General features: G+C 65.1%; 33 protein-coding genes. 22 read left to right on the top strand and 11 right to left on the bottom strand.

Going from position 1 to position 25,834, the window contains the following annotated elements:
* The first annotated feature begins 160 nt into the window (after window positions 1-160).
* Window positions 161-763: a heme ABC exporter ATP-binding protein CcmA gene (gene ccmA / locus QA645_RS02230; RefSeq protein WP_283047897.1), complete on the top strand. Its 603-nt coding sequence runs from the start codon at window positions 161-163 to the stop codon at window positions 761-763.
* A gap of 241 nt (window positions 764-1,004) precedes the next feature.
* Here ccmA and QA645_RS02225 read toward each other — a convergent pair whose 3' ends face one another.
* Complete coding sequence (locus QA645_RS02225) at window positions 1,005-2,192, bottom strand: IS481 family transposase (protein WP_283046081.1); 1,188 nt, start codon at window positions 2,190-2,192, stop codon at window positions 1,005-1,007.
* Between the two features lie 143 nt (window positions 2,193-2,335).
* Here QA645_RS02225 and ccmB point away from each other — a divergent pair, with 143 nt between their 5' ends.
* From ccmB to QA645_RS02205, 4 genes are all read left to right on the top strand, one after another.
* Window positions 2,336-3,004: a heme exporter protein CcmB gene (ccmB, locus tag QA645_RS02220; protein WP_128963386.1), complete on the top strand. Its 669-nt coding sequence runs from the start codon at window positions 2,336-2,338 to the stop codon at window positions 3,002-3,004.
* 89 nt (window positions 3,005-3,093) lie between these two features.
* Window positions 3,094-3,879, top strand: coding sequence for a heme ABC transporter permease (locus QA645_RS02215; protein WP_254127649.1), 786 nt, complete (start codon window positions 3,094-3,096; stop codon window positions 3,877-3,879).
* On the top strand, window positions 3,876-4,073 hold the full coding sequence (gene ccmD / locus QA645_RS02210; protein ID WP_283047890.1) for a heme exporter protein CcmD: 198 nt from the start codon (window positions 3,876-3,878) through the stop codon (window positions 4,071-4,073). The genes QA645_RS02215 and ccmD overlap by 4 nt, the downstream gene beginning before the upstream one ends.
* The gene (locus QA645_RS02205; protein ID WP_283047888.1) at window positions 4,070-4,663 is read left to right on the top strand and encodes a DsbE family thiol:disulfide interchange protein; all 594 of its coding nucleotides are present in this window, start codon (window positions 4,070-4,072) and stop codon (window positions 4,661-4,663) included. The genes ccmD and QA645_RS02205 overlap by 4 nt, the downstream gene beginning before the upstream one ends.
* Window positions 4,664-4,846: 183 nt before the next feature.
* Here QA645_RS02205 and QA645_RS02200 read toward each other — a convergent pair whose 3' ends face one another.
* Window positions 4,847-5,449 (bottom strand): septation protein A, encoded by a 603-nt coding sequence (locus QA645_RS02200; RefSeq protein ID WP_254127646.1) that lies wholly within the window; start codon window positions 5,447-5,449, stop codon window positions 4,847-4,849.
* Window positions 5,450-5,452: 3 nt separating this feature from the next.
* On the bottom strand, window positions 5,453-6,400 hold the full coding sequence (ftsY, locus tag QA645_RS02195) for a signal recognition particle-docking protein FtsY (protein ID WP_254127645.1): 948 nt from the start codon (window positions 6,398-6,400) through the stop codon (window positions 5,453-5,455).
* A gap of 60 nt (window positions 6,401-6,460) precedes the next feature.
* Here ftsY and QA645_RS02190 point away from each other — a divergent pair, with 60 nt between their 5' ends.
* Together QA645_RS02190 and QA645_RS02185 are read left to right on the top strand one after the other, a co-directional pair.
* On the top strand, window positions 6,461-7,162 hold the full coding sequence (locus QA645_RS02190; RefSeq protein ID WP_254191307.1) for an RNA pseudouridine synthase: 702 nt from the start codon (window positions 6,461-6,463) through the stop codon (window positions 7,160-7,162).
* Window positions 7,163-7,391: 229 nt separating this feature from the next.
* A complete protein-coding gene (locus QA645_RS02185) occupies window positions 7,392-8,501 on the top strand; it encodes a DUF2336 domain-containing protein (protein WP_283047884.1) in 1,110 nt (369 codons plus the stop codon).
* Here QA645_RS02185 and mtaB read toward each other — a convergent pair whose 3' ends face one another.
* Window positions 8,502-9,755, bottom strand: coding sequence for a tRNA (N(6)-L-threonylcarbamoyladenosine(37)-C(2))-methylthiotransferase MtaB (gene mtaB, locus QA645_RS02180; protein WP_283047882.1), 1,254 nt, complete (start codon window positions 9,753-9,755; stop codon window positions 8,502-8,504). It abuts the gene before it with no gap.
* Window positions 9,755-10,630, bottom strand: coding sequence for a diaminopimelate epimerase (dapF, locus tag QA645_RS02175; RefSeq protein ID WP_283047881.1), 876 nt, complete (start codon window positions 10,628-10,630; stop codon window positions 9,755-9,757). Before dapF ends, mtaB begins: the two co-directional genes overlap by 1 nt.
* Window positions 10,631-10,832: 202 nt before the next feature.
* On the opposite strand from dapF, the gene QA645_RS02170 reads away from it, so the two are divergent.
* Both QA645_RS02170 and QA645_RS02165 read left to right on the top strand, forming a co-directional pair.
* The gene (locus QA645_RS02170; protein WP_283047880.1) at window positions 10,833-11,570 is read left to right on the top strand and encodes a GyrI-like domain-containing protein; all 738 of its coding nucleotides are present in this window, start codon (window positions 10,833-10,835) and stop codon (window positions 11,568-11,570) included.
* Between the two features lie 5 nt (window positions 11,571-11,575).
* Window positions 11,576-12,280, top strand: a complete 705-nt coding sequence (locus QA645_RS02165) for an SIMPL domain-containing protein (RefSeq protein ID WP_283047878.1) — start codon at window positions 11,576-11,578, stop codon at window positions 12,278-12,280.
* Window positions 12,281-12,472: 192 nt separating this feature from the next.
* Here the strand turns inward: QA645_RS02165 and QA645_RS02160 are convergent, their stop codons facing one another.
* Entirely contained in the window at window positions 12,473-13,537 is a 1,065-nt protein-coding gene (locus QA645_RS02160) for an MBL fold metallo-hydrolase (RefSeq protein ID WP_283047876.1), read from the bottom strand.
* A gap of 317 nt (window positions 13,538-13,854) precedes the next feature.
* On the opposite strand from QA645_RS02160, the gene ffh reads away from it, so the two are divergent.
* From ffh to QA645_RS02115, 9 genes are all read left to right on the top strand, one after another.
* A complete protein-coding gene (ffh, locus tag QA645_RS02155) occupies window positions 13,855-15,402 on the top strand; it encodes a signal recognition particle protein (RefSeq protein ID WP_283047874.1) in 1,548 nt (515 codons plus the stop codon).
* An 83-nt stretch (window positions 15,403-15,485) separates the two neighbouring features.
* Window positions 15,486-15,818 carry a 30S ribosomal protein S16 gene (rpsP, locus tag QA645_RS02150; protein ID WP_014438992.1) on the top strand — a complete coding sequence of 111 codons (333 nt, stop codon included), beginning with the start codon at window positions 15,486-15,488 and terminating at the stop codon, window positions 15,816-15,818.
* 9 nt (window positions 15,819-15,827) lie between these two features.
* The gene (gene rimM / locus QA645_RS02145) at window positions 15,828-16,352 is read left to right on the top strand and encodes a ribosome maturation factor RimM (protein WP_283047868.1); all 525 of its coding nucleotides are present in this window, start codon (window positions 15,828-15,830) and stop codon (window positions 16,350-16,352) included.
* 117 nt (window positions 16,353-16,469) lie between these two features.
* A complete protein-coding gene (locus tag QA645_RS02140) occupies window positions 16,470-17,150 on the top strand; it encodes a hypothetical protein (protein ID WP_283047867.1) in 681 nt (226 codons plus the stop codon).
* Window positions 17,151-17,191: 41 nt separating this feature from the next.
* Window positions 17,192-17,875, top strand: a complete 684-nt coding sequence (locus QA645_RS02135) for a hypothetical protein (protein ID WP_283047866.1) — start codon at window positions 17,192-17,194, stop codon at window positions 17,873-17,875.
* A gap of 48 nt (window positions 17,876-17,923) precedes the next feature.
* Window positions 17,924-18,691, top strand: coding sequence for a tRNA (guanosine(37)-N1)-methyltransferase TrmD (gene trmD, locus QA645_RS02130; protein ID WP_283047865.1), 768 nt, complete (start codon window positions 17,924-17,926; stop codon window positions 18,689-18,691).
* 109 nt (window positions 18,692-18,800) lie between these two features.
* Window positions 18,801-19,181, top strand: a complete 381-nt coding sequence (gene rplS / locus QA645_RS02125) for a 50S ribosomal protein L19 (protein ID WP_283047863.1) — start codon at window positions 18,801-18,803, stop codon at window positions 19,179-19,181.
* A gap of 327 nt (window positions 19,182-19,508) precedes the next feature.
* Window positions 19,509-20,915, top strand: a complete 1,407-nt coding sequence (gene leuC / locus QA645_RS02120) for a 3-isopropylmalate dehydratase large subunit (protein ID WP_254191296.1) — start codon at window positions 19,509-19,511, stop codon at window positions 20,913-20,915.
* A 92-nt stretch (window positions 20,916-21,007) separates the two neighbouring features.
* Entirely contained in the window at window positions 21,008-21,211 is a 204-nt protein-coding gene (locus QA645_RS02115) for a hypothetical protein (protein ID WP_283047861.1), read from the top strand.
* Window positions 21,212-21,268: 57 nt separating this feature from the next.
* Here QA645_RS02115 and QA645_RS02110 read toward each other — a convergent pair whose 3' ends face one another.
* Window positions 21,269-21,820, bottom strand: a complete 552-nt coding sequence (locus QA645_RS02110) for a hypothetical protein (RefSeq protein ID WP_283047859.1) — start codon at window positions 21,818-21,820, stop codon at window positions 21,269-21,271.
* A 174-nt stretch (window positions 21,821-21,994) separates the two neighbouring features.
* Between QA645_RS02110 and QA645_RS02105 the strand changes: the two genes are divergently transcribed.
* Window positions 21,995-22,294 carry a DUF1330 domain-containing protein gene (locus QA645_RS02105; RefSeq protein WP_283047858.1) on the top strand — a complete coding sequence of 100 codons (300 nt, stop codon included), beginning with the start codon at window positions 21,995-21,997 and terminating at the stop codon, window positions 22,292-22,294.
* Between the two features lie 4 nt (window positions 22,295-22,298).
* Here QA645_RS02105 and QA645_RS02100 read toward each other — a convergent pair whose 3' ends face one another.
* Both QA645_RS02100 and QA645_RS43330 read right to left on the bottom strand, forming a co-directional pair.
* Window positions 22,299-22,559 (bottom strand): hypothetical protein, encoded by a 261-nt coding sequence (locus tag QA645_RS02100; RefSeq protein WP_254127627.1) that lies wholly within the window; start codon window positions 22,557-22,559, stop codon window positions 22,299-22,301.
* 94 nt (window positions 22,560-22,653) lie between these two features.
* Window positions 22,654-23,013, bottom strand: coding sequence for a hypothetical protein (locus QA645_RS43330; RefSeq protein WP_349253164.1), 360 nt, complete (start codon window positions 23,011-23,013; stop codon window positions 22,654-22,656).
* Window positions 23,014-23,113: 100 nt separating this feature from the next.
* Between QA645_RS43330 and QA645_RS02090 the strand changes: the two genes are divergently transcribed.
* On the top strand, window positions 23,114-23,347 hold the full coding sequence (locus QA645_RS02090; RefSeq protein WP_283047856.1) for a hypothetical protein: 234 nt from the start codon (window positions 23,114-23,116) through the stop codon (window positions 23,345-23,347).
* A gap of 7 nt (window positions 23,348-23,354) precedes the next feature.
* On the opposite strand, the gene QA645_RS02085 is transcribed toward QA645_RS02090, so the two are convergent.
* Complete coding sequence (locus QA645_RS02085; protein WP_254135185.1) at window positions 23,355-23,651, bottom strand: hypothetical protein; 297 nt, start codon at window positions 23,649-23,651, stop codon at window positions 23,355-23,357.
* A gap of 257 nt (window positions 23,652-23,908) precedes the next feature.
* On the opposite strand from QA645_RS02085, the gene QA645_RS02080 reads away from it, so the two are divergent.
* Window positions 23,909-24,307 carry a metallopeptidase family protein gene (locus QA645_RS02080; RefSeq protein WP_254191291.1) on the top strand — a complete coding sequence of 133 codons (399 nt, stop codon included), beginning with the start codon at window positions 23,909-23,911 and terminating at the stop codon, window positions 24,305-24,307.
* Here the strand turns inward: QA645_RS02080 and QA645_RS02075 are convergent.
* Window positions 24,295-25,113 (bottom strand): helix-turn-helix transcriptional regulator, encoded by an 819-nt coding sequence (locus QA645_RS02075; RefSeq protein WP_283047851.1) that lies wholly within the window; start codon window positions 25,111-25,113, stop codon window positions 24,295-24,297. The genes QA645_RS02080 and QA645_RS02075 overlap by 13 nt on opposite strands.
* Window positions 25,114-25,212: 99 nt before the next feature.
* Here QA645_RS02075 and QA645_RS02070 point away from each other — a divergent pair, with 99 nt between their 5' ends.
* Window positions 25,213-25,782, top strand: a complete 570-nt coding sequence (locus QA645_RS02070) for a pyridoxamine 5'-phosphate oxidase family protein (protein ID WP_254127621.1) — start codon at window positions 25,213-25,215, stop codon at window positions 25,780-25,782.
* Window positions 25,783-25,834: the final 52 nt, after the last annotated feature.

Genomic DNA, 25,834 nt, shown 5'->3' with positions numbered 1-25,834 from the left:
GCAGGTTGAGTTGCTGCATCAAGTAGTTCCGGGCTTATAGAAGCTTTCTAACCGCGCCGCCACAGCCACAACAGTACCGAGCAAGTCGCGAGCCACAAATTCTGATGCGCTACCCCAAGGTTTCCTGAGGCATGGCTTGAGCGGGTTGAGACCAGGCCAGATGCAGCTGTCCGGACGCGGGGTGACTTGCGTGCGGGGCGGCCGCGAGGTGTTTTCGGGGCTCGATTTCGAGGCGGTCTCCGGCGAAGCCGTGGCGGTGACGGGGCGCAACGGATCGGGCAAAACCTCGCTGCTGCGGCTGATTGCCGGCCTGCTCATTCCGGCCGGCGGCACAATCGTACTGGACGGGGGCGACGCCGACATGACGCTGCCCGAGCAATGCCACTATCTCGGCCACCGCGATGCCCTCAAGCCCGCGCTGAGCGTGGCTGAAAATCTGTCATTCTGGGCTGATTTTCTAGGCGGCGAGCGCGGCGACGCCACTCAAAGCCTCGCCACCGTCGGCCTCGACCACGCCACCCATCTGCCCGCGGCCTTCCTGTCGGCCGGACAGCGCCGCCGGCTGTCGCTGGCCCGGCTGCTGACGGTCCGCCGCCCGGTCTGGCTGCTGGACGAACCGACCAATGCGCTGGATGCCGCCGGCCAGGACATGTTCGGCGGGTTGATGCGAGACCATCTCGCCCGCGGCGGGATGATTATTGCCGCAACGCATGGGCCGCTCGGCATCGAATCGCGGGAGCTGCGGATCGGGGTGACGGCATGAGGCAGCCCGACCCTCAGCTTTCCAAGCGGCCCGGCCGAACTCTCTCCGTTCCCTCCCCCCTCTCGTCCGCCGAAGCCCGCCTTCGGGCGAAGGCGGATGCGGGGGAGGGTCAGGGAGGGGGTGCCGCACGGCAAGGCATTTCGGTTCTAGCGTTGCCGACGCAGGCGCCCGGTTGTTGGCGGCCCGCTTCTCAAAAACATCTCTCCCGGGGCTACCCCCCTCCCCGACCCTCCCCCACTGTTCAGACCGGGGAGAAGGTGGACAGGTGTTCGGAGACATCGTGGACACTTTCGAGCCGTCCGTCGAGAGGTCGGATGTCGGCGGTTGCAATCGTCTGGGTTCTGAAGAGGACGTCGAAGACGCCATCCTCCATGGTTGGCCGGAATGCGATGTCTTTGCCGCGGAAGGCCTTCGGGACTTTGAGATTGCGACCGCGGAAGCTGACGTGACCGCTCTGCTGAACCCGGCGCACAGCGTCGTTTGGTGCGTATTCGAAGGGCGCGATCGTCTCGACATAATCGCGCGGGCTCGGTTGATAGCGGCTGGCCGGCACTGCGAGCTGGAGCGCTTCGTGCGGCCGTTGCGTGTTATAGACGGTACGCCATCGCTCGAAAGCCCGCTGAGCGGCAGCGATATCGGCGAAGGCAGGAGCCGACAACACTTCGGCCTTGAGGCTGCGGTGGAAGCGCTCGTCCTTGCCCATGGTCTGCGGATGATAGGGCCGGGAATGGCTGATCTTGACGCCATGCTCGATCAACCAGACGCCAAGCGGGGTAAACGGGCTGCCCGGACCGTCGCCCCAGGGCGAACCGTTGTCGGTGATCATCCTCTCGGGCAGGCCATAGCGGCGGAAGGCCGCGATGAGGTGCTGCCTGACCGTCTCGGTCTGCTGGTCGGCGCACGCCGCCAGTGTCACCGAAAAGCGCGAATGATCGTCGAGCACGGTCAATGGATGAAGCCGGCCGGTGTGCATGGCCACGTGGCCCTTGAAGTCCATCTGCCACAACTCGTTCGACCGCGACCGCTCGAAGCGAGTGAAGGTGGGCGAGCCGCCACCAAACTTGCCCAGTTCCACCCCATGACGCTTCAGGATTGCCGTCACCGTCGAGGGCGACGGAACGGCTTCCTGCCCCAGATCCTTCAGCCGCCTGGCGATCTTCCGCCCGCCCCAGGCCGGATGCTCGGCTCGAAGCGCAAGCACGGCCTCCTCGATCGCCGCAGCACTGCGTGCCGGCGACGTCTGTGGCCGCCGCGACTGCTCTTGAAGCCCGCTCATCCCGGCCGCTCGCCAACGCTCCAGCCACTTGTAGCCGGTCGTCGGGCTGATGCCGAACCGACGGCACAACTGCCGAACATTGGCTCCCTCGTCCGAGGCCAGCACGACAAACTCCGATCTCGCGTCCATCCGGGACACCTCGTGGAACGGCATCCGACAGCCTCCTTACTGAGCTGTCGAAAGTGTCCACGATGTCTCCGAACACCTGTCCACCTTCTCCCCGGTCTGAACACCCACAAGGGGGGAGGGAGCACAGTGTGCCCGCGGCCGGCGCACGACCTTAGGGGGGCCACCCCATGACCGCCCTCGCCGCCCTCATTCGCCGCGACATCCGGATCGCGCTCCGCGTTGGCGGCGGGGCGCTGATCGGCGTGCTGTTCTTCCTGACCGTGGTGGTGCTGATGCCGTTCGCGGTGGGGCCGGACCTGGCGCTGTTGTCGCGGCTGGGACCGGCGATCCTGTGGCTCGGGGCACTGCTGGCGAGCCTGCTGACGCTGGACCGGCTGTTCATGGCCGACCACGAGGACGGCTCGCTCGACCTGATCACGATGAGCCGGACGCCTCTGGAACTGGCCTGCGCGGCCAAGGCGCTGGCGCATTGGCTGGCGGCCGGCCTGCCGCTGATTGTCGCAACCCCGGTGCTGGGCCTCTTGCTCAACCTCGACATGGTCGCGACCGGTGCAGTGGCGCTGACGCTGCTAGCGGGCACGCCGGCGCTGACCTTTACCGGCATGATCGGCGCGGCGCTGGCGGTGACCCTGCATCGCGGCGGCCTCTTGATGGCCGTGCTGGTGCTGCCGTTGTCGATTCCGGTCCTGATCTTCGGGGTTGCGGCCTCGCAGGCCGCGATCGTCGGCCCCATGACGTTCGGCGCGCCGTTCTCGATCCTCTGCGCACTGTCGCTGGTCAGCCTCGTGATCGGCCCGTTTGCGGCGGCGGCGAGCCTGAAACATGGACTGGACTGAATGAGTTCGGCTGCCTTGACCCCGATCAACTTTCGCTACGCGCATTCGTGCTGATTGCGTGAGCGCCGACCTGTGATTATCAGATTACCATGACGCTGATCGACCTCGCCAATCCCACCAGGTTCCTCGCGCTCTCAGCGCGGGTGCTGCCGTGGCTCGCGGCCGCGACCGTCATCCTGCTCGCGATCGGCCTCTATCAATCGGCGTACGCGCCCGACGATTATCAGCAGGGCGCGACCGTGAAGATCATGTTCATCCACGTGCCCAATGCGTGGCTGTCGATGTTCGTCTGGGGCGTGATGAGCGTGGCTTCACTGGGAACATTGGTTTGGCGGCATCCGCTCGCCGACGTCGCCGCGAAAGCCGCAGCTCCCATCGGCGCAGCCTTCACCTTCCTGGCGCTGCTCACGGGCTCGCTGTGGGGCCGCCCCATGTGGGGCACCTATTGGGAATGGGATGCGCGGCTGACGTCGGTGCTGATTCTCTTTCTGATGTATCTCGGCCTGATGGCGCTGTGGCGCGCGGTGGAAGATCCCTCGCGCGCGGCACGTGCGGCCGCCGTGCTGACGCTGGTCGGCGCGATCAATCTGCCGATCATCAAATTCTCGGTCGATTGGTGGAATACGCTGCATCAACCGGCCTCGGTGATGCGCATGGGCGGCTCGACGCTCGACAAATCGTTCCTGATTCCGCTTCTCGTGATGGCGATCGCATTCACGCTGCTGTTCGTCACGCTTCACCTGGCTGCGATGCGCAACGAGATTCTGCGACGCCGTGTCCGCTCGCTGCAGATGATGCAGGCGAGCCGCGTCGCGTTTTCAAGCGAGTTGAGCCCCGGTTCGCGTCAAGGAAACGCGTCAGAGGGAGCTGCATGACGATGTCGCTTGGTCCCTACGCGTCCTTCATCGTGACATCCTATGCGGCCGCAGCCATCGTCGTTGCGATCCTGATCGGCTGGGTCATCATCGACTATCGCAACCAGACGCAGCGTTTGCGCGCGCTCGACCGCAGCGGCGTCACCCGCCGCTCGGGCCGCAGCGCGACGGACACACCAAGAACGACGACATGAGCGAGCAATCGACCTCGGCACCGCCGCAGCGCCGCACCTTTCTGATGGTGCTGCCGCTGCTCGCCTTCATCGCCCTTGCCGTGCTGTTCTGGTTCCGGCTCGGCAGCGGCGATCCTTCGCGCATTCCGTCCGCGCTGATCGGCCGGCCCGCGCCGCAGACCACGCTGCCGCCGCTCGAGGGATTGCAGGCCGGCGGCGCGCAGGTGCCCGGGCTCGATCCCGCCGCGTTCAAGGGCAAGGTCAGCCTCGTCAATGTCTGGGCGTCGTGGTGCGTGCCCTGTCACGACGAAGCGCCGCTGCTGACCGAGCTCGCCGGCGACAAGCGCTTTCAGATGGTCGGCATCAATTACAAGGATGCGCCCGACAACGCGCGGCGTTTCCTCGGCCGCTACGGCAACCCGTTCGACCGCGTCGGCACCGACGCCAACGGCCGTGCCTCGATCGAGTGGGGCGTCTATGGCGTGCCGGAGACCTTCGTCGTCGGCCCCGAGGGTACCATCGTCTACAAGCTGGTCGGCCCGATCACGCCGGAGAATTACAGGGCGGTGCTGCTGCCGCAGATGGTGAAGGCGTTGAAGGCGGGGAGCTGATGCAGCTCTCGTGCGCGAGGCACTCGGCCACACACACCGCAGTCATGCCCCGGCTTGACCGGGGCATCCAGTACGCCGCGGCCTCTCCGTATCTCACTGTTGTCTCTGGAATACTGGATCGCCCGATCAAGTCGGGCGATGACAGATGAGGGTGGGTTGCGCGCCTTCGCTCGCGAAAGACCCTCACCCCTTCCGCACATCTCCCGCCTCGGCCTCGCTGGTCTCCAGCGAGACCGGCTCGACGCCGTAGCGCTTGGTCAGCGGCATCTGGGCGATGGCGAAGATCATGGTGATGGGCGTGACGCCGAACACCTTGAAGTTCACCCAGAAGTCCGTGCTCTGGGTGCGCCAGACGATCTCGTTCAGCACTGCCATGCCGGCGAAGAACAGCGCCCAGCGCAGCGTCAGGATACGCCAGCCCTGCGGCGTCAGATTGAACATCTGGTCGAACATCACGGCGATGAAGGAGCGGCCGAACAACAGCCCGCCGCCGAGGATCGCGGCAAACAGCCCGTAGATGATGGTCGGCTTGACCTTGATGAAGGTCTCGTCGTGCAGCACCAGCGTCAGCGTGCCGAACACCAGCACGATCACGCCGGTCACGATCGCCATGATCGGGATGTGGCGCGTCACCACGTAGGAGGCGACCATCGCCGCCACGATCGCGACCATGAAGGCGCCGGTCGCGGCGAACAGATTGAACTTCGCATTGACGAAGAAGAACACGAGCAGCGGACCGAGCTCGGTCGCAAGCTTGAACAGCGGATGCGGCTGGGTCTTGTCCATTCTCTAGCTTTCGATTCCGGCGATCGCGCGGGCGAAATCGCGCGCGGTGAACGGCGCGAGATCGTCGACGCCTTCGCCGACGCCGATGAAATGCACCGGCAGTTTGAATTTTTCCGCAAGCGCCACCAGAATGCCGCCGCGGGCGGTGCCGTCGAGCTTGGTCATCACGAGGCCCGTCACCCCTGCAGTGCGATGGAAGGCCTCGACCTGCGACAGCGCATTCTGGCCGACGGTTGCGTCCAGCACCAGCAGCACGGCATGCGGCGCAGTGTCGTCCACCTTGCGGATGACGCGCACGACCTTCTCGAGCTCGTTCATCAGTTCGGCCTTGTTCTGCAAGCGGCCGGCGGTGTCGATCAGGAGCACATCGACGGCCTGCTCTTTCGCCGCCGTCAGCGCATTGAAGGCGAGGCTCGCCGAGTCCGAGCCCTGCGCGCCGGCAATGACCGGGGTCTTGGTGCGCTCGCCCCAGACCTTGAGCTGCTCGATCGCGGCTGCGCGAAACGTGTCGCCGGCAGCCAGCATCACTTTGCGGCCTTCGGATGCGAATTTCTGCGAGAGCTTTCCGATGGTGGTGGTCTTGCCGGAGCCATTGACGCCGACCACGAGGATCACGAACGGCTTCCTGGCCGCATCGATCTCGAGCGGTTTTGCGACCGGCGCCAGCACCTTCTCGACCTCGGTCGCGACCACGTCCTTGACCTCGTCGGCCGAGATCGCCTTGTCGTAGCGCCCGGTGCCGACAGCGTCCGCGATCCGCACCGCGACCGAGGTGCCGAGGTCGGCGCGCAGCAGCACGTCCTCGATGTCGTCGAGCATGGCGCGGTCGAGCTTGCGCTTGGTGACGAGGTCGGCGACCGCGGTCCCGAGCGAGGACGAGGTGCGCTTCAGCCCGTTGGACAGGCGGCGCCACCAGCTCAGCTTGGGGGGATCTGACGTGGTATCGTTCATGGCGGGGGTGTGTTAGCCGTTCCCGCCCCTAAACGAAAGTCTTGTCCAAAGGTCCTGCAATTGCTCGATGTTCCCGAATTGACCGCCGACGAGATTTTGGCGCGCGTGCTCCACCGCGACGGGCTGATGCTGATCATCGACAAGCCGGCCGGCCTGCCGGTGCATCGCGGTCCCAAGGGCGGCGCCAATCTGGAGGACTCCTTCAACGCGCTCTGTTTCGGCCTGCCGCGGCCGCCGGTGCTGGCCCACCGGCTGGACAAGGACACCTCCGGCTGCCTGGTGCTCGGCCGCCATCGCAAGGCGACCGCCTCGCTCGGCCTGCTGTTCAAGCATGGCAAGATCGGCAAGACCTACTGGACCGTGGTCGAGGGTGGCCCTGCCGAGGACGAAGGCACCGTCGACATGCCGCTCGGCCGGCTCAACGCCGAGCGCGGCTGGTGGCAGAAGCCTGATCCGGAGGGGCAGAAGGCCGTCACCAATTGGAAGGTGATGGGCCGGGGCGACGGTTTCACCTGGCTCGCCATGGAACCGGTGACCGGCCGGACCCATCAATTGCGGGTGCATTCGTCAGCGACCGGCTGGCCGATATTCGGCGATAACATTTACGGCAACGGTCCGCGTTTCGGCGAGCCGAAGCTGCACCTGCATTCCCGCGAGATCGTGGTGCCGATCTCCCGGAACAAGGACCCGGTCCGCGTGGTCGCGCCGGCCCCGCCCCACATGCACGAGAAGCTGCGCGCCTGCGGCTGGAACGGGGAATAACCCTGTCAGTCCCTCATGGTGAGGAGCGCGGAACGCGCGTCTCAAACCATGAGAGCCCCGCTGTTGCAGCCGGGCCTCTATCCTTCGAGACGCCCGCTTTGCGGGCTCCTCAGGATGAGGAGGAGTGCTCGGCTACCAAGCCATGGTTTACGAAACGTTCAGTGCTCGTCTCTAATGATAGCGGTTGCTTAGAACAAGCTTCCCATCCGCTCAGGACGAGCAACGCGTCATGTCCAAGGCCGAGCTATCGATTGTCGACGAGGTCGAATCCGCCATTCGACTGGGCTCCCCGGAAAAGGGCCTCGAAACGGCCCGGCGCGTCACCGACCTGTTCCTGTCCTCCGCCGGAAGTTTTGACGACGAGCAGGTCGCGCTGTTCGACGACGTGCTCGAACGCCTGATCGGCACCATCGAGCTGCGCGCCATCGCCGACATGGGTGCACGCGTCGCGCTCGCCGAGATCAGCGCCCAGCTCGCGCCGGTCGCGCAGGCCCCGCCCTCCGTCATCCGCCGCCTCGCCAACAATGACGAGATCCGTATCGCCGGTCCGGTGCTGCAGGAATCCGCACGCCTCGACGACGGCGAGCTGGTGAGGATCGCATCATCCAAGGGCGAAACGCATCTGCTCGCGGTCGCCGGCCGCTGGTGGCTGAAGGAAATCGTCACCGACGCGCTGCTGGCGCGCCGCTATCCCAGCGTCAGCCGGCGTCTCGCCGCCAATCCCGGCGCGCGCATGTCCGGCAAGGGATTTGCCGTCGTCGTCGGGCAGGCCGAGAGCGATCCCGAGCTCGCGGTGAGCGTCGGCGTCCGCGTCGACCTGCCGTCGGACCTGCGCCGCCAATTGCTGCGTTCCGCGACGGATACGGTTCGCACCCGGCTGCTGTCGCGCGCGCCGCCCGATCTGTTCGACGAGATCCAGAGTGCGATTGCCGCCGTCACGGTTGGCGTCGAACGCGAGATGTCCGGCGTCCGCGATTTCGAAGGCGCCAAGCGGGCGATTGCCAGTCTCAAGGCATCCGGTCAGCTCAACGAGGCGACGCTGCTCGGCTTTGCAAGACACCGACGCTACGAGGAGGCCGTGGCGGCTCTCGCAGCCTTGTCAGGATCGACCGTCGAGGTGATTCGTCCGCTGATGCAGAGCCTGCGCGAAGATGGCCTGCTGGTGCCGTGCAAGGCGGCGCAACTGAGCTGGGAAACCACCGCCGCCGTGCTCGAAAGCCGCTTTGCGACAGGCGCCATGAAGCCGGCGGATGTTGCGAGAGCGCAGAGCAATTTCGCCCGCATGTCGCCGGAGAATGCACGACGCACGCTGCGGTTCTGGCAGGTACGGGCGTCGTAGCTATATCGTGAGCCGCTCGCCATCGGAGCCGGCGATCCTGAGCGGCACGACGCTGCCGACGCGCTCGCCCGCAATCGCCACCGGCAGATAATGCTCGGTGCGCCCCTGCTCCTCGCTCTCGGTCAGCACGTCGCGCGTCGCGCCGATCTCGGCTTGCAGCCGCTGCCGTAACGCGGCCTCGCCCGCTGCGCGCAGCCGCTTCGCGCGCGCCTTGATCGCACCGCCCGCGACCTGCGGCATCCGTGCGGCCGGCGTGCCGGGACGTGGCGAATAGGGGAAAACATGCAGGAATGTCAGGCCGCATTCCTCGACCAAATCGAGCGAGCGCGAGAACATCTCCTCGGTCTCGGTCGGAAAGCCCGCGATGATGTCGGCACCGAAAACGATGTCAGGGCGCAGCCGGCGCACCTGATTGCAGAACGCAATCGCATCCTGCCGCAAATGCCGCCGCTTCATGCGCTTCAGAATCATGTCGTCGCCGGACTGCAGCGACAGATGCAGATGCGGCATCAGCCGCGCATCGTCGGCGATGGCATCCAACAGATCGATGTCGGCCTCGATCGAATCGATCGAGGAGATGCGCAGCCGCTTCAGCTCCGGCACATGCCGCAGGATCTGCCTGGTCAGCATGCCGAGCTTTGGTGCGCCCGGCAGATCGGCGCCGTAGCTGGTGAGATCGACGCCGGTCAGCACGATCTCGGCATGGCCGCGCTCCACCAGCGCCCGCACCTGATCGACCACCGCGCCCATCGGCACCGAGCGCGAATTGCCGCGGCCATAGGGAATGATGCAGAAGGTGCAGCGATGGTCGCAGCCGTTCTGCACCTGCACGAACACCCGCGGCAGGCGGCTCGCAAAACCGTCGATCAGATGCGGCGCCATTTCCCTGACAGCCATGATGTCGCTGACCGCGATCTTCTCGCTGGCGCCGAGATCGAAGGCATCCCGCGCCGCGCGCCAGGCTTCACCGCGCATCTTGTCGTCATTGCCGACGACGCGGTCGACCTCGGCCATCTCGGCGAACATATCGCTTTGCGTCTGCGCCGCGCAGCCGGTGACGACGATGCGCGCACCGGGCCGTTCGCGTTTCAACTTGCGGATCGACTGCCGCGCCTGCGCCACCGCCTCGTTGGTGACGGCGCAGCTGTTGATGACGATGGTATCGGAAAGACCGGCGCCCTCCGCTTCGCGGCGGATCACCTCGGCCTCGAAAGCATTGAGGCGGCAGCCGAAAGTGACGACCTCGACAGCCATTACCCGGCCGGCGCGAACAGCGCCGGATCGAAATTGCCTTCAAATTCGAAGGTCGCGGTGCCCGTCATCAGCACGTGGTCGTCGCGCTCGCGCCATTCGATGCCGAGCTTGCCGCCCGGCAGCGTCATCTCGACCTTGCGTTCGGTGCGCTTCAGGCGTGCGGCCGCAACCGCGGTCGCACAGGCCGCCGAGCCGCAGGCCCGGGTGAGACCCGCACCGCGCTCCCAGGTACGCATCGTGATGTGCTCGCGATCGACGATATGAGCCAGCGTGATGTTGGCGCGCTCGGGAAAGATCGGATGATTTTCCAGGAGCGGACCAAAGCGCTCGAGATCATAGGCGTTGACGTCGTCGACCCAGAAGATCGCGTGCGGATTACCCATGCTGACCACGGACGGCGAATGCAGGATCGGCTTGTCGATCGGCCCGATCTGCAATTCGATGTAGCGGGTGTCGCGAAACTCTTCCGCCAGCGGAATGTCCTGCCAGCCGAACTTCGGCGCGCCCATATCGACGGTGTAGAGGTCTGACGCCGGGCCCTGCCAGGCATTGAGCAGGCCGGCCGCCGTCTCGAAGGTCGCCGTGGCCTGTCCGCTCTTCTCGAAAATGCGGCGAACCACGCAGCGCATGCCGTTGCCGCAGGCACCGGCTTCGGAGCCGTCATTGTTGTAGATGCTGATGAAGGCTTCAGTGCCGTCGAGCCGAGGCTTCTGCAGCACCATGAGCTGGTCATAGGGGACGCCACCGTCCGCGGAGGCCACCGCGCGGGCGTCGTCCGGCGTGACCTTCCCTGCGGAATCGCGCATGTCGACAACGACGATCTCGTTGCCGATGCCGTTCATCTTGGCAAATGCGTGGTTGGCCAGCGCGCTCATGAAAATTCCTGAATTTCGCCTGCCTTATATGGCGATCCTTGCCGGCTTGGCCAGTGTTTTGCCGTCGAGACCCAGGGCGCCTGCCATGACGCATCTGTCATGGGACGAATTCGGCGCTTGCGTGTTAGAACGGCGCGGTTCGCGCGAGCCGGGATGTACGGCCGGGTTAAGGCCTTGGTGGGCAAGGTCTGGGGAGAATAAAATGAATGGTTTTCGTCGCATCGCTCTGGCCGCGCTGATCCCGGCAGCAGCATTATCGCTGGGTCTGTCCGGCGCTCACGCCCAGACCCCGAGCCCGGCACCCGCCGCGTCGGCCAGTCCCTCGCCGGCGCCATCTGCCACGCCCTCCCCGGCCGCAAGTGCCACGCCGGCCCCCGCCGCAACCCCCGCGCCGGCCCCATCGCCGGCGGCCAGCGCCTCGCCGAGCCCGGCAACCCCGCCGCCCGCCGCGGCCGCCACCCCCGCCCCGGTGCAGACCGCCGATCCCTTTGGCCTGGAGACCACGCTCGAGGCCAAGAAGGTCGTGATGGTCAAGGGCACTGCCAATTGGGACTCGGCCTTCGACACCCTGGTCGACGCCTTCAAGGCGCTGAACGCGCTGCTCGACAAGCAGGGCATCAAGCACGCGGGCAATTCGATGATCGTCTACACCTCGACCGACGACACCGGTTTCACCTTCCTTGCCGAGATCCCGATCGAGCAGGATCCCAAGAACCTGACCAAGGACATGAGCATCGGCAAATCGCCGGAGGGCAAGGCGCTGAAATTCGTCCATCGCGGCTCCTACGACAACATGGACAACACCTATGAGGCGATCACCAATCACCTCGACGACAAGAAGCTGGAAGCCAAGGACACGTTCATCGAGGAATACCTCACCGATCCCCTGAAGACGGCCGAGGACAAGCTCGTGATCAATGTGTTCGTACCGCTGAAGTGAGACCGATGAAAAAGCCCGCTGCCCTCGCCGCCCTTCTCGCCGCCACGCTGCTGGCCGCGCCCGCACGCGCCGACGATTTTCCATCCGCCATCACCGTCAGTGGCGAGGCGACGGTCTCCGTCGCGCCCGACCTCGCGCAGATCGATGCCGGCGTCGCCAACGATGCCAAGTCGGCGAAGGAAGCGTCCGACGCCAACAACGCCGCGATGGGCAAGGTGCTGCTGGCGCTGAAAGGCGCGGGGATCGACGAGAAGGATTATCAGACCTCGCGGCTGTCGCTGCAGCCGCAATACGGCCAGAACAAATCGACAGGCGCCTCGCCGGTCGTCGGCTTCCGCGCCTCGAACCGCGTCACCGTGAAAATTCGCGACGTGACCAAGGTCGCCGGCATCATCGACACGCTGGTCGGTGCCGGCGCCAATGACATCGGCAACATCTCGTTCGAGGTGACGCAGGCCTCGAAACTGCTCGACGATGCCCGCGAACGAGCCGTGGCCGATGCCCGCCGCAAGGCCGAGATCTATGCCAGGGCCACCGGCGTCACGCTGGGCGCACCGCTCAGCGTCTCCGAAGGCGGCGCTCCGATGCCGCTGTTCAAGGGCCGCATGGCCGCAGCCCCGATGGCCGCGCCCTCGGCCGTCGCGCCGGGTGAGGAAACACTGTCGGTGACGGTGAATGTGAGCTGGGCGATCAAGCCGAAAGAGCAGTAGGCCGTAAAGGGCACGCTGCGCACAACAGCAACGGTGTCGTCCCGGCGAAGGCCGGGACCCATACGCCGCAGCTGTTGTTGTTGCGCAAGACGATCATTGCCTATCTTCGCCAAACCGCTGCTGCGGCGTATGGGTCCCGGATCTGCGCTTCGCTTGTCCGGGACGACAGCGGAGAATGAAGCTCAATCTCTGCTAAATCTCCACCACCTGCCCCGGCTTCATCGCGACGAACCGCTCCTGCGGAATCTTTGCGGCGTCGAGCGCTTCCACCAGCGCCTTGGCCGGCGCATCGATCGCCTCATCGGTCAGCTGGAACGTGCCGTGATGATGCCCGAGCGCCTGTTGCGCACCGCAATCATCCATCGCTTTCACGGCGTCTTCCGGATTCATGTGTTGGTCGCGCATGAACCAGCGCGGCTCGTAGGCGCCGATGGGCAGGATCGCCAGGCGCAGCGGCCCGTGCTTCTCGGCGACGCGGCGGAAATGTCCGCCATCGCCATAGCCGGAATCGCAGACCACGTAGATTTTCCCCGCCGGCGTCTCCAGCACGAAGCTCGCCCACAGCGCCTTGTTGCGGTCGAACATGCCGCGTGCCGTCCAGTGCCGGGTCGGCACCAGCGTTACGGCGATGCCGCCGCCGAGCTCGACGCGGTCGTGCCAGTCGCGCGCCTCGGCCTTGATGGCGGAGTCGGCGCTCCGCATCGTCACGTCATTGCCGAGCGGGGTGACGACGCGCGGCGCAAAATTCTTCGCGAGCCGCGACAGTGTCGTGATGTCCAGATGATCGTAGTGCCCGTGCGAGACCAGCACGACGTCGATCTTCGGCAGCTTCTCGAAAGCGATGCCGGGATCGTTGTGCCGTTTCGGCCCGGCCCACCCCACCGGCGAGACCCGCGAGGACCAGACGGGATCGACGAGAATGTTGAGGCCACCGGTCTGGATCAGCCAGCTGGCGTGGCCGACGAAGGAGAGCCGCACCTTGTCGCCGTCGACGCCCGCCGGCGGCGTGTCGGCATGAGAATTAGGCACCCAATCCGGCCAGGCCTCGCGCTTCCGCCGCCCGCCGAACTGCCAGCGGAACACCTCTCCGAGCGATCTCGGCGGCGCGCCGTTCGGATCGAAGAAGTGCAGGCCGTCGAAATGATCGGAGACAGGGCCGTCATAATTTTTCATGCGGGCGATCCAAAAGGACGGGATTCCGACCAGCGCGGCCCCGCCTGCGAGCAGTCCAAAGAGGCGGCGGCGGGTGATCTGCACGGGTCGGACTTCAGGGATGGTCGGGGCGGTAAGACATCTCCGCCTATATGGGCGGGGCCGCAGGAAAAGGAACCCGCCCCCAAAACGATCACGTTTTCAGTATCTTGCCCTGGCAACGGGCCTCCAGCCCCCTAACTTTCCTTGACTTTCGGGCGTGAGCGGCGTTTAACCCGCCCACTTTCTCGGAAAGGCTTTCTTTTCGACCCGCCGCCTGGCCCCGGAGGCCAGAGGTCAACGCCCGACAGCGCTGTGCGCCCTCGGGCGTAAAGGTGTTTGGAAGATCGCCTTTCCGGCGGGCATGACAAGGGACAATTGCATTGTTCGACAATCTGTCGGAACGGCTTGGTGGCATTCTCGATCGTCTGACGGGGCGCGGTGCGCTGACCGAAAAGGACGTCGACGCCGCGATGCGCGAGGTGCGCCGCGCGCTGCTCGAGGCCGACGTCGCGCTCGAGGTCGTGCGCAGCTTCACCGAACGCGTCCGCGAGCAGGCGATCGGCGCCACCGTCGTCAAGTCGGTGACCCCCGGCCAGATGGTGGTCAAGATCGTCCATGACGAGCTGATCAACACGCTCGGCGCCGAAAGCCAGACCATCGACGTCAACTCCGTGCCGCCGGTGCCGATCATGATGGTCGGCCTGCAAGGCTCCGGTAAGACGACCACCACCGCAAAGCTCGCCCGCCGCCTGGTCCAGCGCGACAAGCGCAAGGTGCTGATGGCCTCGCTCGACGTCTATCGCCCGGCGGCGATGGAGCAGCTCGCGGTGCTCGGCCGCGATCTCGACATTCCGACGCTGCCGATCGTCGTCGGCCAGCAGCCGCCGCAGATCGCCAAGCGCGCACTCGAGGCCGGCAAGCTCGGCGGTTACGACATCGTGCTGCTCGACACCGCCGGCCGCACCACGCTCGACGAAGAGATGATGGCGGAAGCGGCCGCGATCAAAGTGGCTGCCAACCCGCATGAAGTGCTGCTGGTCGCGGATAGCCTCACCGGCCAGGACGCCGTGAATCTCGCGCGGTCGTTCGATCAGCGCGTCGGCCTCACCGGCATCGTGCTGACGCGCGTCGACGGCGACGGCCGTGGCGGCGCTGCGCTGTCGATGCGCGCGGTCACCGGCAAGCCGATCAAGCTGATCGGCACCGGTGAAAAGACCGATGCGCTGGAAGATTTCCATCCCGATCGTATCGCCGGCCGCATCCTCGGCATGGGCGACGTCGTTTCGCTGGTCGAACGCGCCGCCGCCAATATCGACGCGGAGAAGGCGGCGCGCACTGCCGAGCGCATGCGCAAGGGTCAGTTCGACCTCAACGACATGCGCGAGCAGCTGCTGCAGATGGCGAATATGGGCGGCATCAGCGGCCTGATGGGCATGATGCCCGGCATCGCCAAGATGAAGAACCAGATCGCGGCCGCCGGCATCGACGACAAGATTTTGAAGCGCCAGGTCGCGGTGATCGATTCCATGACGCGCGACGAGCGCCGTCATCCCGACCTGCTCAAGGCCAGCCGCAAGAAGCGTATCGCTGCAGGAAGCGGCCAGAGCGTCGAGCAGGTCAACAAGCTGCTGAAGATGCACCGGAACATGGCCGACGTGATGAAGGCCATGGGCTCTGGCAAGCGCGGCCCGCTCGCCGGCATCGCGCAGGCGATGGGCTTCGGCGGCGGCATGAAGATGCCGTCTCCGGACGAGATGAAGGCGCTGCAGGAGAAGATGCAGAGTGGCGGCGGACAGGGTCTGCCCAGCCTGCCGAAGGATTTGCCGGCCGGTCTTCGCACCGGTCTGCCGAACGTTCCTGGACTGACCGGGCTGAGCGGCAAGCCGACGCTGCCGGGCCTCGGCGGTTTTCCAGGCAAGAAGAAATGAGGAATTCGTCGCGAAGGACGCAAGTCTCGCGCGGCGCGAAAATACCAATCAACCGAACAAAACGTACTTTGAAGGAGAACTGAATGTCCGTCGTTATCCGCCTCGCCCGCGCAGGCACCAAGAAGCGCCCCGTCTATCACGTCGTCGTCGCCGACTCGCGCTTTCCCCGCGATGGCCGCTTCATCGAGCGTCTCGGCTATTTCAACCCGCTGCTGCCGAAGGACAACGAGACCCGCCTGAAGCTCGACATGGACAAGGTGAAGGCCTGGCTCGCCAAGGGCGCGCAGCCGTCGGACCGCGTGTCCCGCTTCCTCGATGCCGCCGGCGTCAAGAAGCGCGAAGCGCGCAACAACCCCGAGAAGGCCGTGCCGCGCAAGGAGCGCAAGGCGCAGGCCGAAGCCGCAGCGAAGGGCTAAGGCTCATCCATGTCGGCGCTGATCTGCGTCGCGCGGATCGGCGCCGCGCATGGCGTGCGCGGCGCGGTCAAATTGTGGACCTTCACCGAAGATCCCTTTGCCGTGAAGCGCTACGGTCCGCTGCTCTCCAAGGACGGCAAGCGCCAGTTCGAACTGGCGCAGGTCCGCGAAGCCAAGGACCATCTGGTCGCGACCTTCAAGGGCGTCACGACCCGCGATGAGGCCGAGCGCCTCAACGGAATCGAACTCCACGTCGCGCGCGAAAAACTGCCCGCGACCGACGAGGACGAATATTACCACGCCGATCTGATCGGGCTCGCCGCCGTCACCACGGCAGGCGATGGGCTCGGCCGCGTGCTCGCGATCCATAATTTCGGTGCCGGCGACATCATCGAGATCGCGCCCCTCAAGGGCCCGACGATGCTGCTGCCGTTCACCAACGCAGTGGTGCCCGAGGTCGATCTCGACGGCGGCCGCGTCGTGATCGAGCTGCCCGAGGTGATCGAGGGCGACGATCCGAAATCGTCGTCATGACGGCACTGTAACGGCACGCTGACCATTCTCCGCAGCGGGGCTTGCGTTTGGCATCCGGCTGGTTCACGCTTGGGTTGCACCTTCCAACCCAGCGATTCCTGACATCCGGAGATAATCATGCTGCGCCGCTGTCTTCTGGCAACGATTGGCCTGCTCGCGTTTGCGGGGGCCGCAAAAGCCCAGACTGCCGCCCAGCCACCCGCGCCGGCGGCCCAGGCCACGTCATCGCAAGAGACGATGGAAGAGCCGGAAATCGGCGATCACTGGACCTATGAGGTGCGCGACGAGATCACGGGTGATCTCAAATCGACGATCACGCACACCATCACCGACATCTCGCCGACGGAGATCGGCATCAGGCTTGCTGTTCTCGGCAAATCCGACCTCGGTTTTCAGAGCTACGATCGCGCCTGGGACATGATCACCAACGGCATCTGGCGATCGACGCCCAATGACGGCATGGGCATCCGCGCTCCACTCGCGGTCGGCAAGAGCTGGCCGGTGAAGGCCACCGACTTCAACAGCTCCAACGGCATAAGCCTGAAGCGGACGGGCACGGCGAAGGTGACGGCTCAGGAGAGCCTCACCACCCGCGCCGGAACGTTCGAGACCTACAAGATCGAAATCGCGATCGAGTCTCGCAATGCCAACGATACCACCAAGAAATATCTGTCCGAGCAGCAGATCTGGTACGCGCCGTCGATCAATCACTGGGTGAAGCGCGCCAGTGTCAGCCGGTCCGACGGCCGCGTCCGCGACCGCAGCATGGCCGAGCTGGTCGAGTACGGGCGCCGCTAGTCGATCAGGCTGCGAACAGAGACATGGTGGGGGACGTTACGATGCTTCGCAAATCGATGATGGCGATTGCCTGCCTGCTTGTTGCAAGCACATCAGCCTGGGCCGCTGACGATGCGACCGCGACTCCGTCGGCGCCTGCCGCGGCAAAGCCGGTGACGGCCATGGAGGAGCCGCTCCAGGGCGACTTCTGGACCTTTGAGTTGCGCGATGAGATCAGTGGAAAGATCACTGCAGTCCGCACGCACCTCGTCACCGAGGTCTCGCCGAGCGAGATCAGCATCCGCGTCACGACCCAAGGCAAGGAAACCGAGGGCATGATCGTCTTCGATCGATCGTGGAACGTGAAGACATCGGGCGAATGGAAATATCAGCCCGGCGACGGCAGCGGCATCCATACGCCGCTGAAGGTTGGCGACAGCTGGAGTTTCTCCGCCGACGACGTCAACAACGCCAAAGGCTACATCTGGAAGCGCTCGGGCCGTTCGAAGGTGGTCGGTCAGGAGACCGTCACGACCAAGGCCGGCACGTTCGAGACCTACAAGATCGAAGCGACGTATCTGCGACGGCCGACCAACGACCCGACGCGGAAGAACGACATCACCACCGTGGTCTGGTACGCGCCGGCCATCGACCACTGGGTGAAGCGTTCCCTTGCCTCGCGGGCCAACGGCCATTTGCTGCTCAACAACACCTTCGAGCTCGTCGAATACGGCCGCAAGAACTGAGGCCGACGGGGCCTCGACCTCCCGGCCGCAATGCCCTAACCAGCGGCCATGAGCAATCCCTCCCCCTGGCGCGCGACGGTGCTGACGCTGTTTCCGGAGATGTTTCCGGGGCCGCTCGGCGTGAGCCTGGCCGGCCGGGCGCTGGCCTCCGGCCTCTGGGAGATCGAGGCGCGGGACATCCGGGCTTCCGCCACCGACCGCCACCGCAGCGTCGACGACACCCCCGCCGGCGGCGGCCCGGGCATGGTGCTGCGCGCCGACGTTCTCGCGGCGGCGATCGATGCCGCTGGAACCGGCCAAGATCCGTCAAAAGCCCGGCCAAAGCTGCTGATGAGTCCCCGGGGTCGGCCATTGACCCAGGCACGCGTTGCCGAACTCGCCCGGGGCCCCGGCCCCCTGATCGTCTGCGGGCGGTTCGAGGGGATCGACCAGCGGGTGATCGACGCTCGCGCCCTCGAGGAGGTCTCGATCGGCGATTACGTGCTCTCGGGAGGCGAAATCGCAGCCCTGGCCCTGATCGACGCCTGCGTCCGGCTGCTGCCGGGGGTGATGGGCAAGGAAGCCTCGGGAACCGAAGAGAGTTTTTCCGACGGCCTGCTCGAATACCCCCAATATACCCGCCCGCAGCTGTTCGAGGGGGTTCCGATCCCGGAGATCCTGACCTCGGGCGACCACGCCAAGGTTGCCGCCTGGCGGCGGGCGCAATCGGAGGCCCTGACAGAGGCCCGGCGGCCGGATTTATGGGCCCAAATCCCGCCGAAAGCCCCGAATCGGCCGAGGCGCCAAAAAACGCCAAAAAACAAGACAGACGGGTGACAAACGCTCCGGCTTGCCTTATAGGAGCGCCCACATCCGCAATGGCTGGATAAACGAATTTCGCGCAGCCCCCGTTTCCAAGGCTGGGCGCGCCGATGGAGATTTACCCATGAACCTGATCCAACAGCTTGAAAAAGAGCAATTCGACAAGCTCTCCGCCACCAAGGACATTCCGGAATTCGGTCCCGGCGACACCGTGATCGTCAACGTGAAGGTCGTCGAAGGCGACCGCACGCGCGTGCAGGCCTATGAAGGCGTTTGCATCGGCCGTTCCGGCGCTGGCCTCAACGAGAGCTTCACCGTTCGCAAGATCTCCTACGGTGAAGGCGTGGAGCGCGTGTTCCCGGTGATGTCGCCGATGATCGACTCGATCAAGGTGGTGCGCCGCGGCAAGGTGCGTCGCGCCAAGCTCTATTACCTCCGCAACCTTCGCGGCAAGTCGGCCCGCATCGTCGAGAAGCAGGACCGCCAGACCGCGGTCGGCGAGTAAGCCCCGCCACCAGGCAAGTTTTCGAGAGCGCGGGGCAAAACCCCGCGCTTTTTTGTTGCGTCAGCCGTGCGTGTCAAAGCTCTCGCGCTTCCAACTCGGCCTGCTATATATTCTTGGAATGTTTCCAGATCTGACCAGCTTCGTAGCTCCCCAGCGCATCGTCATCGACGATCGCTCGCGGCTGCCTGGCCGGTTCTTCGGACGCTTCGCGACCTCGGCAACGTCAGAGCTTAGTCCCGCAGCTTAAAGGCTGCGCTGAAGACTGCCCTGTTGCCCCGCGCGTGACCGCGCATATCCGCTGACACACATTGTTCGGAGCTGAAGCTCATGTCCAAGCCGACCACATTGTACGACAAGATCTGGAACGACCATCTGGTGCACGAAGCCGATGACGGCACCTGCCTGCTCTACATCGACCGTCATCTGGTGCACGAGGTGACCTCGCCGCAGGCGTTCGAAGGCCTGCGCGCCACCGGCCGCAAGGTCCGTGCGCCCGAGAAGACGCTCGCCGTCGTCGACCACAACGTGCCGACCACCGATCGCACCAAGCCGAATCCCGATCCGGAGAGCATCGAGCAGATCAAGGCGCTGGCCGACAATGCCAAGGAATTCGGCATCGAATATTACAACGAGTTCGACAAGCGCCAGGGCGTCGTCCACGTCATCGGCCCCGAGCAGGGCTTTACCCTGCCTGGCACCACCATCGTCTGCGGTGACAGCCACACCTCGACGCATGGTGCGTTCGGCGCGCTCGCACACGGCATCGGCACTAGCGAGGTCGAGCACGTGCTGGCCACGCAGACGCTGATCCAGAAGAAGGCGAAGAACATGCGCGTCACCGTCGACGGCAAATTGCCGGACGGCGTGACGGGCAAGGACATCATCCTGGCCATCATCGGCGAGATCGGCACCGCCGGCGGCACCGGCTACGTGCTGGAATACGCCGGCGACGCGATCAGCGCGCTGTCGATGGAAGGCCGCATGACGGTCTGCAACATGTCGATCGAAGGCGGCGCCCGCGCCGGCCTCGTTGCGCCCGACCAGAAAGCCTATGACTTCCTGCGTGGCCGCCCGAAGTCACCGAAGGGCGCGGACTGGGATGCGGCGATGCGCTACTGGGAGAAGCTGCGTTCCGACGAGGGCGCACATTTCGACAACGAGCTGCGCCTCGACGCCGCAAAGCTGCCGCCGATCGTGACCTGGGGCACATCGCCTGAGGACGTCATCTCGGTGACCGGCATGGTGCCGGATCCCGACCAGATCGCGGACGAAGCCAAGCGCCTCTCCAAGCATCGCGCGCTGAAATACATGGGCCTGACGGCGGGAACGAAGATCACCGACATCAAGCTCGACCGCATCTTCATCGGCTCCTGCACCAACGGCCGCATCGAGGATCTGCGCGCTGCCGCCAAGATCGCGGAAGGCAAGCATGTCTCTGGTCACGTCAACGCCATGGTCGTGCCGGGCTCCGGTCTCGTGAAGGAGCAGGCCGAAGCTGAAGGTCTGGACAAGATCTTCATCAAGGCCGGCTTCGAATGGCGCGAGCCGGGCTGCTCGATGTGCCTCGCGATGAACCCCGACAAGCTGGCTCCGGAAGAGCGTTGCGCCTCGACCTCGAACCGCAATTTCGAGGGACGCCAGGGCTTCAAGGGCCGCACCCATCTGGTGTCGCCGGCAATGGCGGCGGCAGCGGCGATCGCCGGTCACTTCGTCGACGTCCGGGATTGGCGCTGAGCCACTCCCTGCAATTGTAGTGATCGCGGCAAACGGTCGTTAATCCGCGTCACCCACATTGTGTCCTCGCGACGATTTCGCGGGGACACCTCATGGCCAACAAGCCCGAATATGTCGATCTGATCAGCGATGCGACCCGCCAGCACCGGCGGCGCGCAGCGCCGCTACGCATCGTCGCCAAGCCCGAGGTCGAGGAGACATCACGGCTCAGCCATTGGCCACCAGCGATGTTCAAGCGGTGGAAGGTCGAGAATTTGATGCCGTGGAAATCCACGTCGTGGAGGCTGAAGGACTAGCTCCAGGCAGCTCGATGAACAAAGGGCGCCGCTGGGGCGCCCTTTTCATTTCCGCACTCACCAATAGCGGTACGGATAGTGCCAGCGATGCCAATGGTGCCAGCGGCAGATGCGGCGCGGGCCGTAATAGGTCCAGACGATCCGGCAGCGGCGCGGATAGTGGTAGGCGGGATAGTAGCCGCCGTAGTAGCGGCGGTGGAAATGGCGATAGCCGTAGTGCGGGCGATAATAGCCGCCGCCCCAGTGACGATGATAGCCACCATAATGGATGCCGCCGCCATGGAAGGCGGGCGCGGCGCGGAAGCCACCGCCGTGGAAACCACCACCATGGAAACCACCGAAATGGCCTCCGCCGCCGTGGAAACCACCGCCGCCGTGAAAGCCTCCGCCATGTCCGCCACCGCCATGTCCACCGCCGCCGCCACCACCGTGGCGGACCTGGATCATCATGTCGCCGCTTGCAGCTTTCGGCAGCGGCAGCGCGGTCGGATTGATCGGCGTCATCGCTTCAGCGCGACGCGCAGCCCCGCCCGACAGCATCAACGTGGCAATGGCCGCAAGCCCGAGCAAGCGCAACGCGCCTGTCCGCGGACCCAATATCCTCAGCATGGAATTTCTCCCTGAACGTGAACAGCGTCATTGCGGCGCCGCGTCTCGCGCCATCGCTGTTCAATTGCAGCCGCTCCCGAGATTAAGCTAGGGACAGGGACGTGAATGCGCCATGAATGAACGACGTTCCGCGCAGTGCCAGAACAAGGTGCACGGACAAAAGGAATTCGGGAGATGACCGTCTACGCGATTGCGCAGCTGAAGATGACGGATCGCGCGGCCTATGACCGCTACCAGGCGCGGTTCTTCGACGTGTTCAGGAAGTTCAATGGAAGGCTGCTCGCCGCTGACGAGCAACCGCGCGTGCTCGAAGGCGCATGGCCGCATGACAAGCTTGTCATGATGTCGTTTCCCGACGAGGCTGCATTCCTCGCCTTCTCGAACTCGCCCGACTACCAGGACATCTCGCGTGATCGCAAGGCAGGCGCGCAAGCGACGGTGCTGCTGGTGAAGGGATTTGCGCCTGCGGCCTGAGGTATCACCAAAACGGCCCGTAGCCGATCACAAAGGGTGCGGGCACGCCGTAAGGATAAGGCCGATAATACACGGGCCGCGCGTAATAATGCGGATCAGGGCGCGGCGTGTAGCGCGCAACATCGTAGCGGACGTGTCGTCGCCCATCGAACACCGCGCGCCCCGCCGAGGCATCCGGAAGCTTCGTCACGCGCTGCGCAGCGGAAGCGTGAGGCAGGCCCGCGGCGAGCCCGACAACAACAGCCAATGCGATCCATCTCGTCATAACGACCTCCGCCCGCAGCATGAGGGCAACGCGCGGCCGCCTGCAAGTTAAAACAGGCCCGTCATGCGGGCCTGTCCTCAACGCGACCCGCGCATCACCAGCGGCGATGATGATGCCAGCGGTGTCCGCGCCAATGACGCGGGCGCCAGTGATGGCGATGCCAGCGCACCTCGGTCGTCGGCCTGGCTTCATCCTGCACCGATTGCGCGGCGCCGGGATTGATCAGCGACACCGCCTGCGCGCGCTCCACCGGCGCGGCGAGGACGAACAGCGCGCCAGCGGCCGCGAGGCCGAGCATTTTCATTGACTGCATTTCGTTGGATCTCCTGACATCGTTGCGGGTGCACGCACGGATCAGGCGTCGCGTCGCAGGCTCGGCAAGCGCCGAACCTGGAACCGCGGGCCTGAATCTGTTATGGATGAAACGCGCCCCGGACTTGAATGCAGAGAACACGGGCTAGGTTCCTCGGCAGCGGCGCAACATTTCACGCGCCACCAAAACCAGCCGTCAGCGACGTACGTATCTTCTGGTCGAGCGAATGCAGGAGATGGTCATGGCAAGTTTCTTGGCAAGTTTCTTGGCAAGTTCCAGCAGACTGCGGATATCTCGCCTCGCGATCACAGCGAGCGTGCTGCTCGGCGCGAGTTCGGCGCTGGCCTCGCAAGGGCCCGGCGTCGAGGGCGGCACGGCCAGCCCGCTGACGCAGCTCGTGATGGCGATCCTGGTCTATGGCGCCTCTGCGCTCATCGTCGGCGCCGGGCTGATCGGCGCGCTGCGCGGGCACTGAGCGCGGATCAGCCGCGACGCCAGTAGCAGCTCATATGCGGCACGATCACCGTGCCGCTTGGCCGGAATTCCTGCACATAAACGGCGTTGCACTCGCGGACCGCATCCGGGCCCGGGTTGTATCGCGGATAGACGCCGTCCGGGGTGTAGTAGGGCGTGACGCGCAGGCGGGTCTGGGGCCGCTTGCGCGGCGGCGGGACGTCGTCGGGCGAGACCGCCTGGGCCATACGGAGTTCGGTGCCGGCCGTCTGGGCAAGAGGCTGGGCATGGGCACCACCAACGCAAACCAGCGAAAACAACCCCATGCACAGTAGCGTCAGCGCTGTGTTTGCTCGCATTTTATCGCCCACCTGACCCGTCCCCCATCGAGGCCCCAAGCTCCCCGTTTTGGCGGCGCCCGTCAACCTCGCGCGCTTATAAAGCCGGATGCATCAGCGGGAAACCCGCGCTAGAGCCCTTTCCGTTCCGATGGGATCGGAAGGGGGCTCTAGATTCTTTTTTGTCGCGTTTTCTTTACGCGAACCGGTAGCCACTTCGCTCGAAAACGCTTTATGAGAACCCTATGTGGACGGACCTGAAAGCGCCCTCGCTGGCCGAGATGGAAGTGACGGCGCACGACATTTTCGAGCGCCTGCCGGCGGAATTTCGCGGCCTCTGCGAAGGCGTGATCATCCGCGTCGACGACTTCCCCACCGAGGAGGTCCTGGACGAGATGGAATGCGAGAGCGAGTTCGACCTGCTCGGCCTGTTCCAGGGCGTCGGCCTGCCCCAGCAGAGCTTTGGCGACGTGGCGCGGCTGCCCAACATGGTCTGGCTCTACCGCAGGCCGATCCTCGACTACTGGGCCGAGCACGACGAGACCATCGGCCATATCGTCCGCCACGTCTTGATCCACGAGATCGGCCACCATTTTGGCCTCTCTGACGCCGATATGGAGGCGATCGAGGCTCAGGCCGAGTAGGGCGCGGACGTCTCGAGGCGCGCTGCAGGGAGAAGCATCGTCAGCCGATAGTCGGACCAACCCGCGAGCGACAGCGACACCTGCTGATAGTGCAGCAGCCCCATGGTCGGGTGATCGAACGTGCGCTCGCCTCCTTCGCGCGCCAACACTCCCTGCGTTTCCCAGCAGCGTTCGAAGTCGGGGCTTCCCAGTCTCAGTTCCTCGACCAGCCGGCGAATCTCCGGATCGTCGGAGTAGGCCGTCACCGCGGCGCGGAACTCCGCGACGACGCGACGTGCGCGGGCGGTCCAGTCAAGGATCAGGGTTCGCGCCTCGGGCCTGAGGAAGATGTAGCGCAGCAGATTTTTCTCGCCGTCTGCATCAAGCCATCCCGCAAACAGCAGCGACGCCTTCGCATTCCAGCGACGCGCGCGCCACGTGCGATCGAGGATGTAGGCGGGTCCATCGATTGCATCGACGCAGGCCAGGATCTCCTCGGGCGGATCATCCCTAATGCCGGGACGTTCGGGATCGCGCTTGCCGGCGACTTCAAACAAATAGCTGCGCTCGGCTCGTGACAGGCGCAACCCGCTGGCGAGGCGCGCAAGTGCCGAGGCCGAGACGGACACGTCGCGCCCCTGCTCGATCCATGTGTACCAGGTGACGCTCAAGCCGCAGAGCTGGGCGACCTCCTCGCGCCGCAGCCCGGGCGTGCGCCGCCGTGGCCCGGCGGCGAGGCCGAATTCGGCCGGCGACTGGCGCTCCCGGAGCGCCCGCAGGAACGCACTGAGCGAGAGAGCCGGGGCGGCCGGGTCTTGTCCGATCATGGTGGTATTTATACCAGCATAAGTTAGATCCTTAAACCGGTATTAAGTAGGTGTTAGGCTTTCTGTCCAGACTTCGTCGCCGCGCAAAGGACGCAGGACATGGGCAAGCAATTCGCGAAGATCGAACCGGAGCACCGGGCTTTCATCGAGCGTCAAAAAATCTTCTTCGTCGCGAGCGCCCCGCCGAAAGGGCGCATCAACGTGTCCCCCAAGGGCCTGTCCTCGTTCCGGGTGCTCGGAGACAATGACGTCGCCTACCTCGATTGCACCGGTAGCGGCAGCGAGACCCGCGCGCACCTGCTTGCCTCCGACGACAAGCGCCTGACCATCATGTTTTGCGCCTTCGAAGGACCCCCGGTGATCCTGCGGCTCTATGGCCAGGGCCGGTCGCTGATGCGCGGCACGCCGGAGTACGCCGATCTCGCTCCTGGGTTCGAGGACATGACCGGAGCACGCCAGATCGTGCGCCTCTCGGTCGAGCTGGTGCAGACATCGTGCGGCATGGGCGTGCCCCTGTTCGACTACAAGCAGGAGCGCGGCAGCCTGGTGCGCTACTGGACGAAGCAGGGCGTCGACAATCTGCGCAAATACTGGGGCCTGAAGAACATGAAGAGCATCGACGGCCTGCCGACCGGCTTTGTCCCCGAGAGCATGGCCCCGCCACCCTGACAGACCAAGATTGCCGAATCCGGCCTAGGATTTGCGCGCCAACCGGGCTAAA

Source organism: Bradyrhizobium sp. CIAT3101 (genome assembly GCF_029714945.1).
Lineage (GTDB): Bacteria > Pseudomonadota > Alphaproteobacteria > Rhizobiales > Xanthobacteraceae > Bradyrhizobium.
This window is presented reverse-complemented; position numbering and strand designations above follow the sequence as displayed.

Excerpts from the sequence above, each read along its gene's own strand:
- ccmD (WP_283047890.1), top strand. The coding sequence starts at position 3,876 with ATGACGATGTCGCTTGGTCCCTACGCGTCCTTCATCGTGACATCCTAT.
- QA645_RS02115 (WP_283047861.1), top strand. The coding sequence starts at position 21,008 with ATGGCCAACAAGCCCGAATATGTCGATCTGATCAGCGATGCGACCCGC.
- QA645_RS02165 (WP_283047878.1), top strand. The coding sequence starts at position 11,576 with ATGAAAAAGCCCGCTGCCCTCGCCGCCCTTCTCGCCGCCACGCTGCTG.
- QA645_RS02070 (WP_254127621.1), top strand. The coding sequence starts at position 25,213 with ATGGGCAAGCAATTCGCGAAGATCGAACCGGAGCACCGGGCTTTCATC.
- leuC (WP_254191296.1), top strand. The coding sequence starts at position 19,509 with ATGTCCAAGCCGACCACATTGTACGACAAGATCTGGAACGACCATCTG.
- QA645_RS02205 (WP_283047888.1), top strand. The coding sequence starts at position 4,070 with ATGAGCGAGCAATCGACCTCGGCACCGCCGCAGCGCCGCACCTTTCTG.
- QA645_RS02140 (WP_283047867.1), top strand. The coding sequence starts at position 16,470 with ATGCTGCGCCGCTGTCTTCTGGCAACGATTGGCCTGCTCGCGTTTGCG.
- QA645_RS02200 (WP_254127646.1), bottom strand. The coding sequence starts at position 5,449 with ATGGACAAGACCCAGCCGCATCCGCTGTTCAAGCTTGCGACCGAGCTC.
- QA645_RS02185 (WP_283047884.1), top strand. The coding sequence starts at position 7,392 with ATGTCCAAGGCCGAGCTATCGATTGTCGACGAGGTCGAATCCGCCATT.
- QA645_RS02100 (WP_254127627.1), bottom strand. The coding sequence starts at position 22,559 with ATGACGAGATGGATCGCATTGGCTGTTGTTGTCGGGCTCGCCGCGGGC.
- QA645_RS02090 (WP_283047856.1), top strand. The coding sequence starts at position 23,114 with ATGGCAAGTTTCTTGGCAAGTTTCTTGGCAAGTTCCAGCAGACTGCGG.
- QA645_RS02075 (WP_283047851.1), bottom strand. The coding sequence starts at position 25,113 with ATGATCGGACAAGACCCGGCCGCCCCGGCTCTCTCGCTCAGTGCGTTC.
- QA645_RS02110 (WP_283047859.1), bottom strand. The coding sequence starts at position 21,820 with ATGCTGAGGATATTGGGTCCGCGGACAGGCGCGTTGCGCTTGCTCGGG.
- rimM (WP_283047868.1), top strand. The coding sequence starts at position 15,828 with ATGTCGGCGCTGATCTGCGTCGCGCGGATCGGCGCCGCGCATGGCGTG.
- trmD (WP_283047865.1), top strand. The coding sequence starts at position 17,924 with ATGAGCAATCCCTCCCCCTGGCGCGCGACGGTGCTGACGCTGTTTCCG.
- ftsY (WP_254127645.1), bottom strand. The coding sequence starts at position 6,400 with ATGAACGATACCACGTCAGATCCCCCCAAGCTGAGCTGGTGGCGCCGC.
- QA645_RS02105 (WP_283047858.1), top strand. The coding sequence starts at position 21,995 with ATGACCGTCTACGCGATTGCGCAGCTGAAGATGACGGATCGCGCGGCC.
- dapF (WP_283047881.1), bottom strand. The coding sequence starts at position 10,630 with ATGAGCGCGCTGGCCAACCACGCATTTGCCAAGATGAACGGCATCGGC.
- QA645_RS02080 (WP_254191291.1), top strand. The coding sequence starts at position 23,909 with ATGTGGACGGACCTGAAAGCGCCCTCGCTGGCCGAGATGGAAGTGACG.
- ccmA (WP_283047897.1), top strand. The coding sequence starts at position 161 with ATGCAGCTGTCCGGACGCGGGGTGACTTGCGTGCGGGGCGGCCGCGAG.
- QA645_RS02135 (WP_283047866.1), top strand. The coding sequence starts at position 17,192 with ATGCTTCGCAAATCGATGATGGCGATTGCCTGCCTGCTTGTTGCAAGC.
- QA645_RS02225 (WP_283046081.1), bottom strand. The coding sequence starts at position 2,192 with ATGCCGTTCCACGAGGTGTCCCGGATGGACGCGAGATCGGAGTTTGTC.
- QA645_RS02085 (WP_254135185.1), bottom strand. The coding sequence starts at position 23,651 with ATGGGGTTGTTTTCGCTGGTTTGCGTTGGTGGTGCCCATGCCCAGCCT.
- QA645_RS02170 (WP_283047880.1), top strand. The coding sequence starts at position 10,833 with ATGAATGGTTTTCGTCGCATCGCTCTGGCCGCGCTGATCCCGGCAGCA.
- mtaB (WP_283047882.1), bottom strand. The coding sequence starts at position 9,755 with ATGGCTGTCGAGGTCGTCACTTTCGGCTGCCGCCTCAATGCTTTCGAG.
- rplS (WP_283047863.1), top strand. The coding sequence starts at position 18,801 with ATGAACCTGATCCAACAGCTTGAAAAAGAGCAATTCGACAAGCTCTCC.
- QA645_RS02215 (WP_254127649.1), top strand. The coding sequence starts at position 3,094 with ATGACGCTGATCGACCTCGCCAATCCCACCAGGTTCCTCGCGCTCTCA.
- ccmB (WP_128963386.1), top strand. The coding sequence starts at position 2,336 with ATGACCGCCCTCGCCGCCCTCATTCGCCGCGACATCCGGATCGCGCTC.
- rpsP (WP_014438992.1), top strand. The coding sequence starts at position 15,486 with ATGTCCGTCGTTATCCGCCTCGCCCGCGCAGGCACCAAGAAGCGCCCC.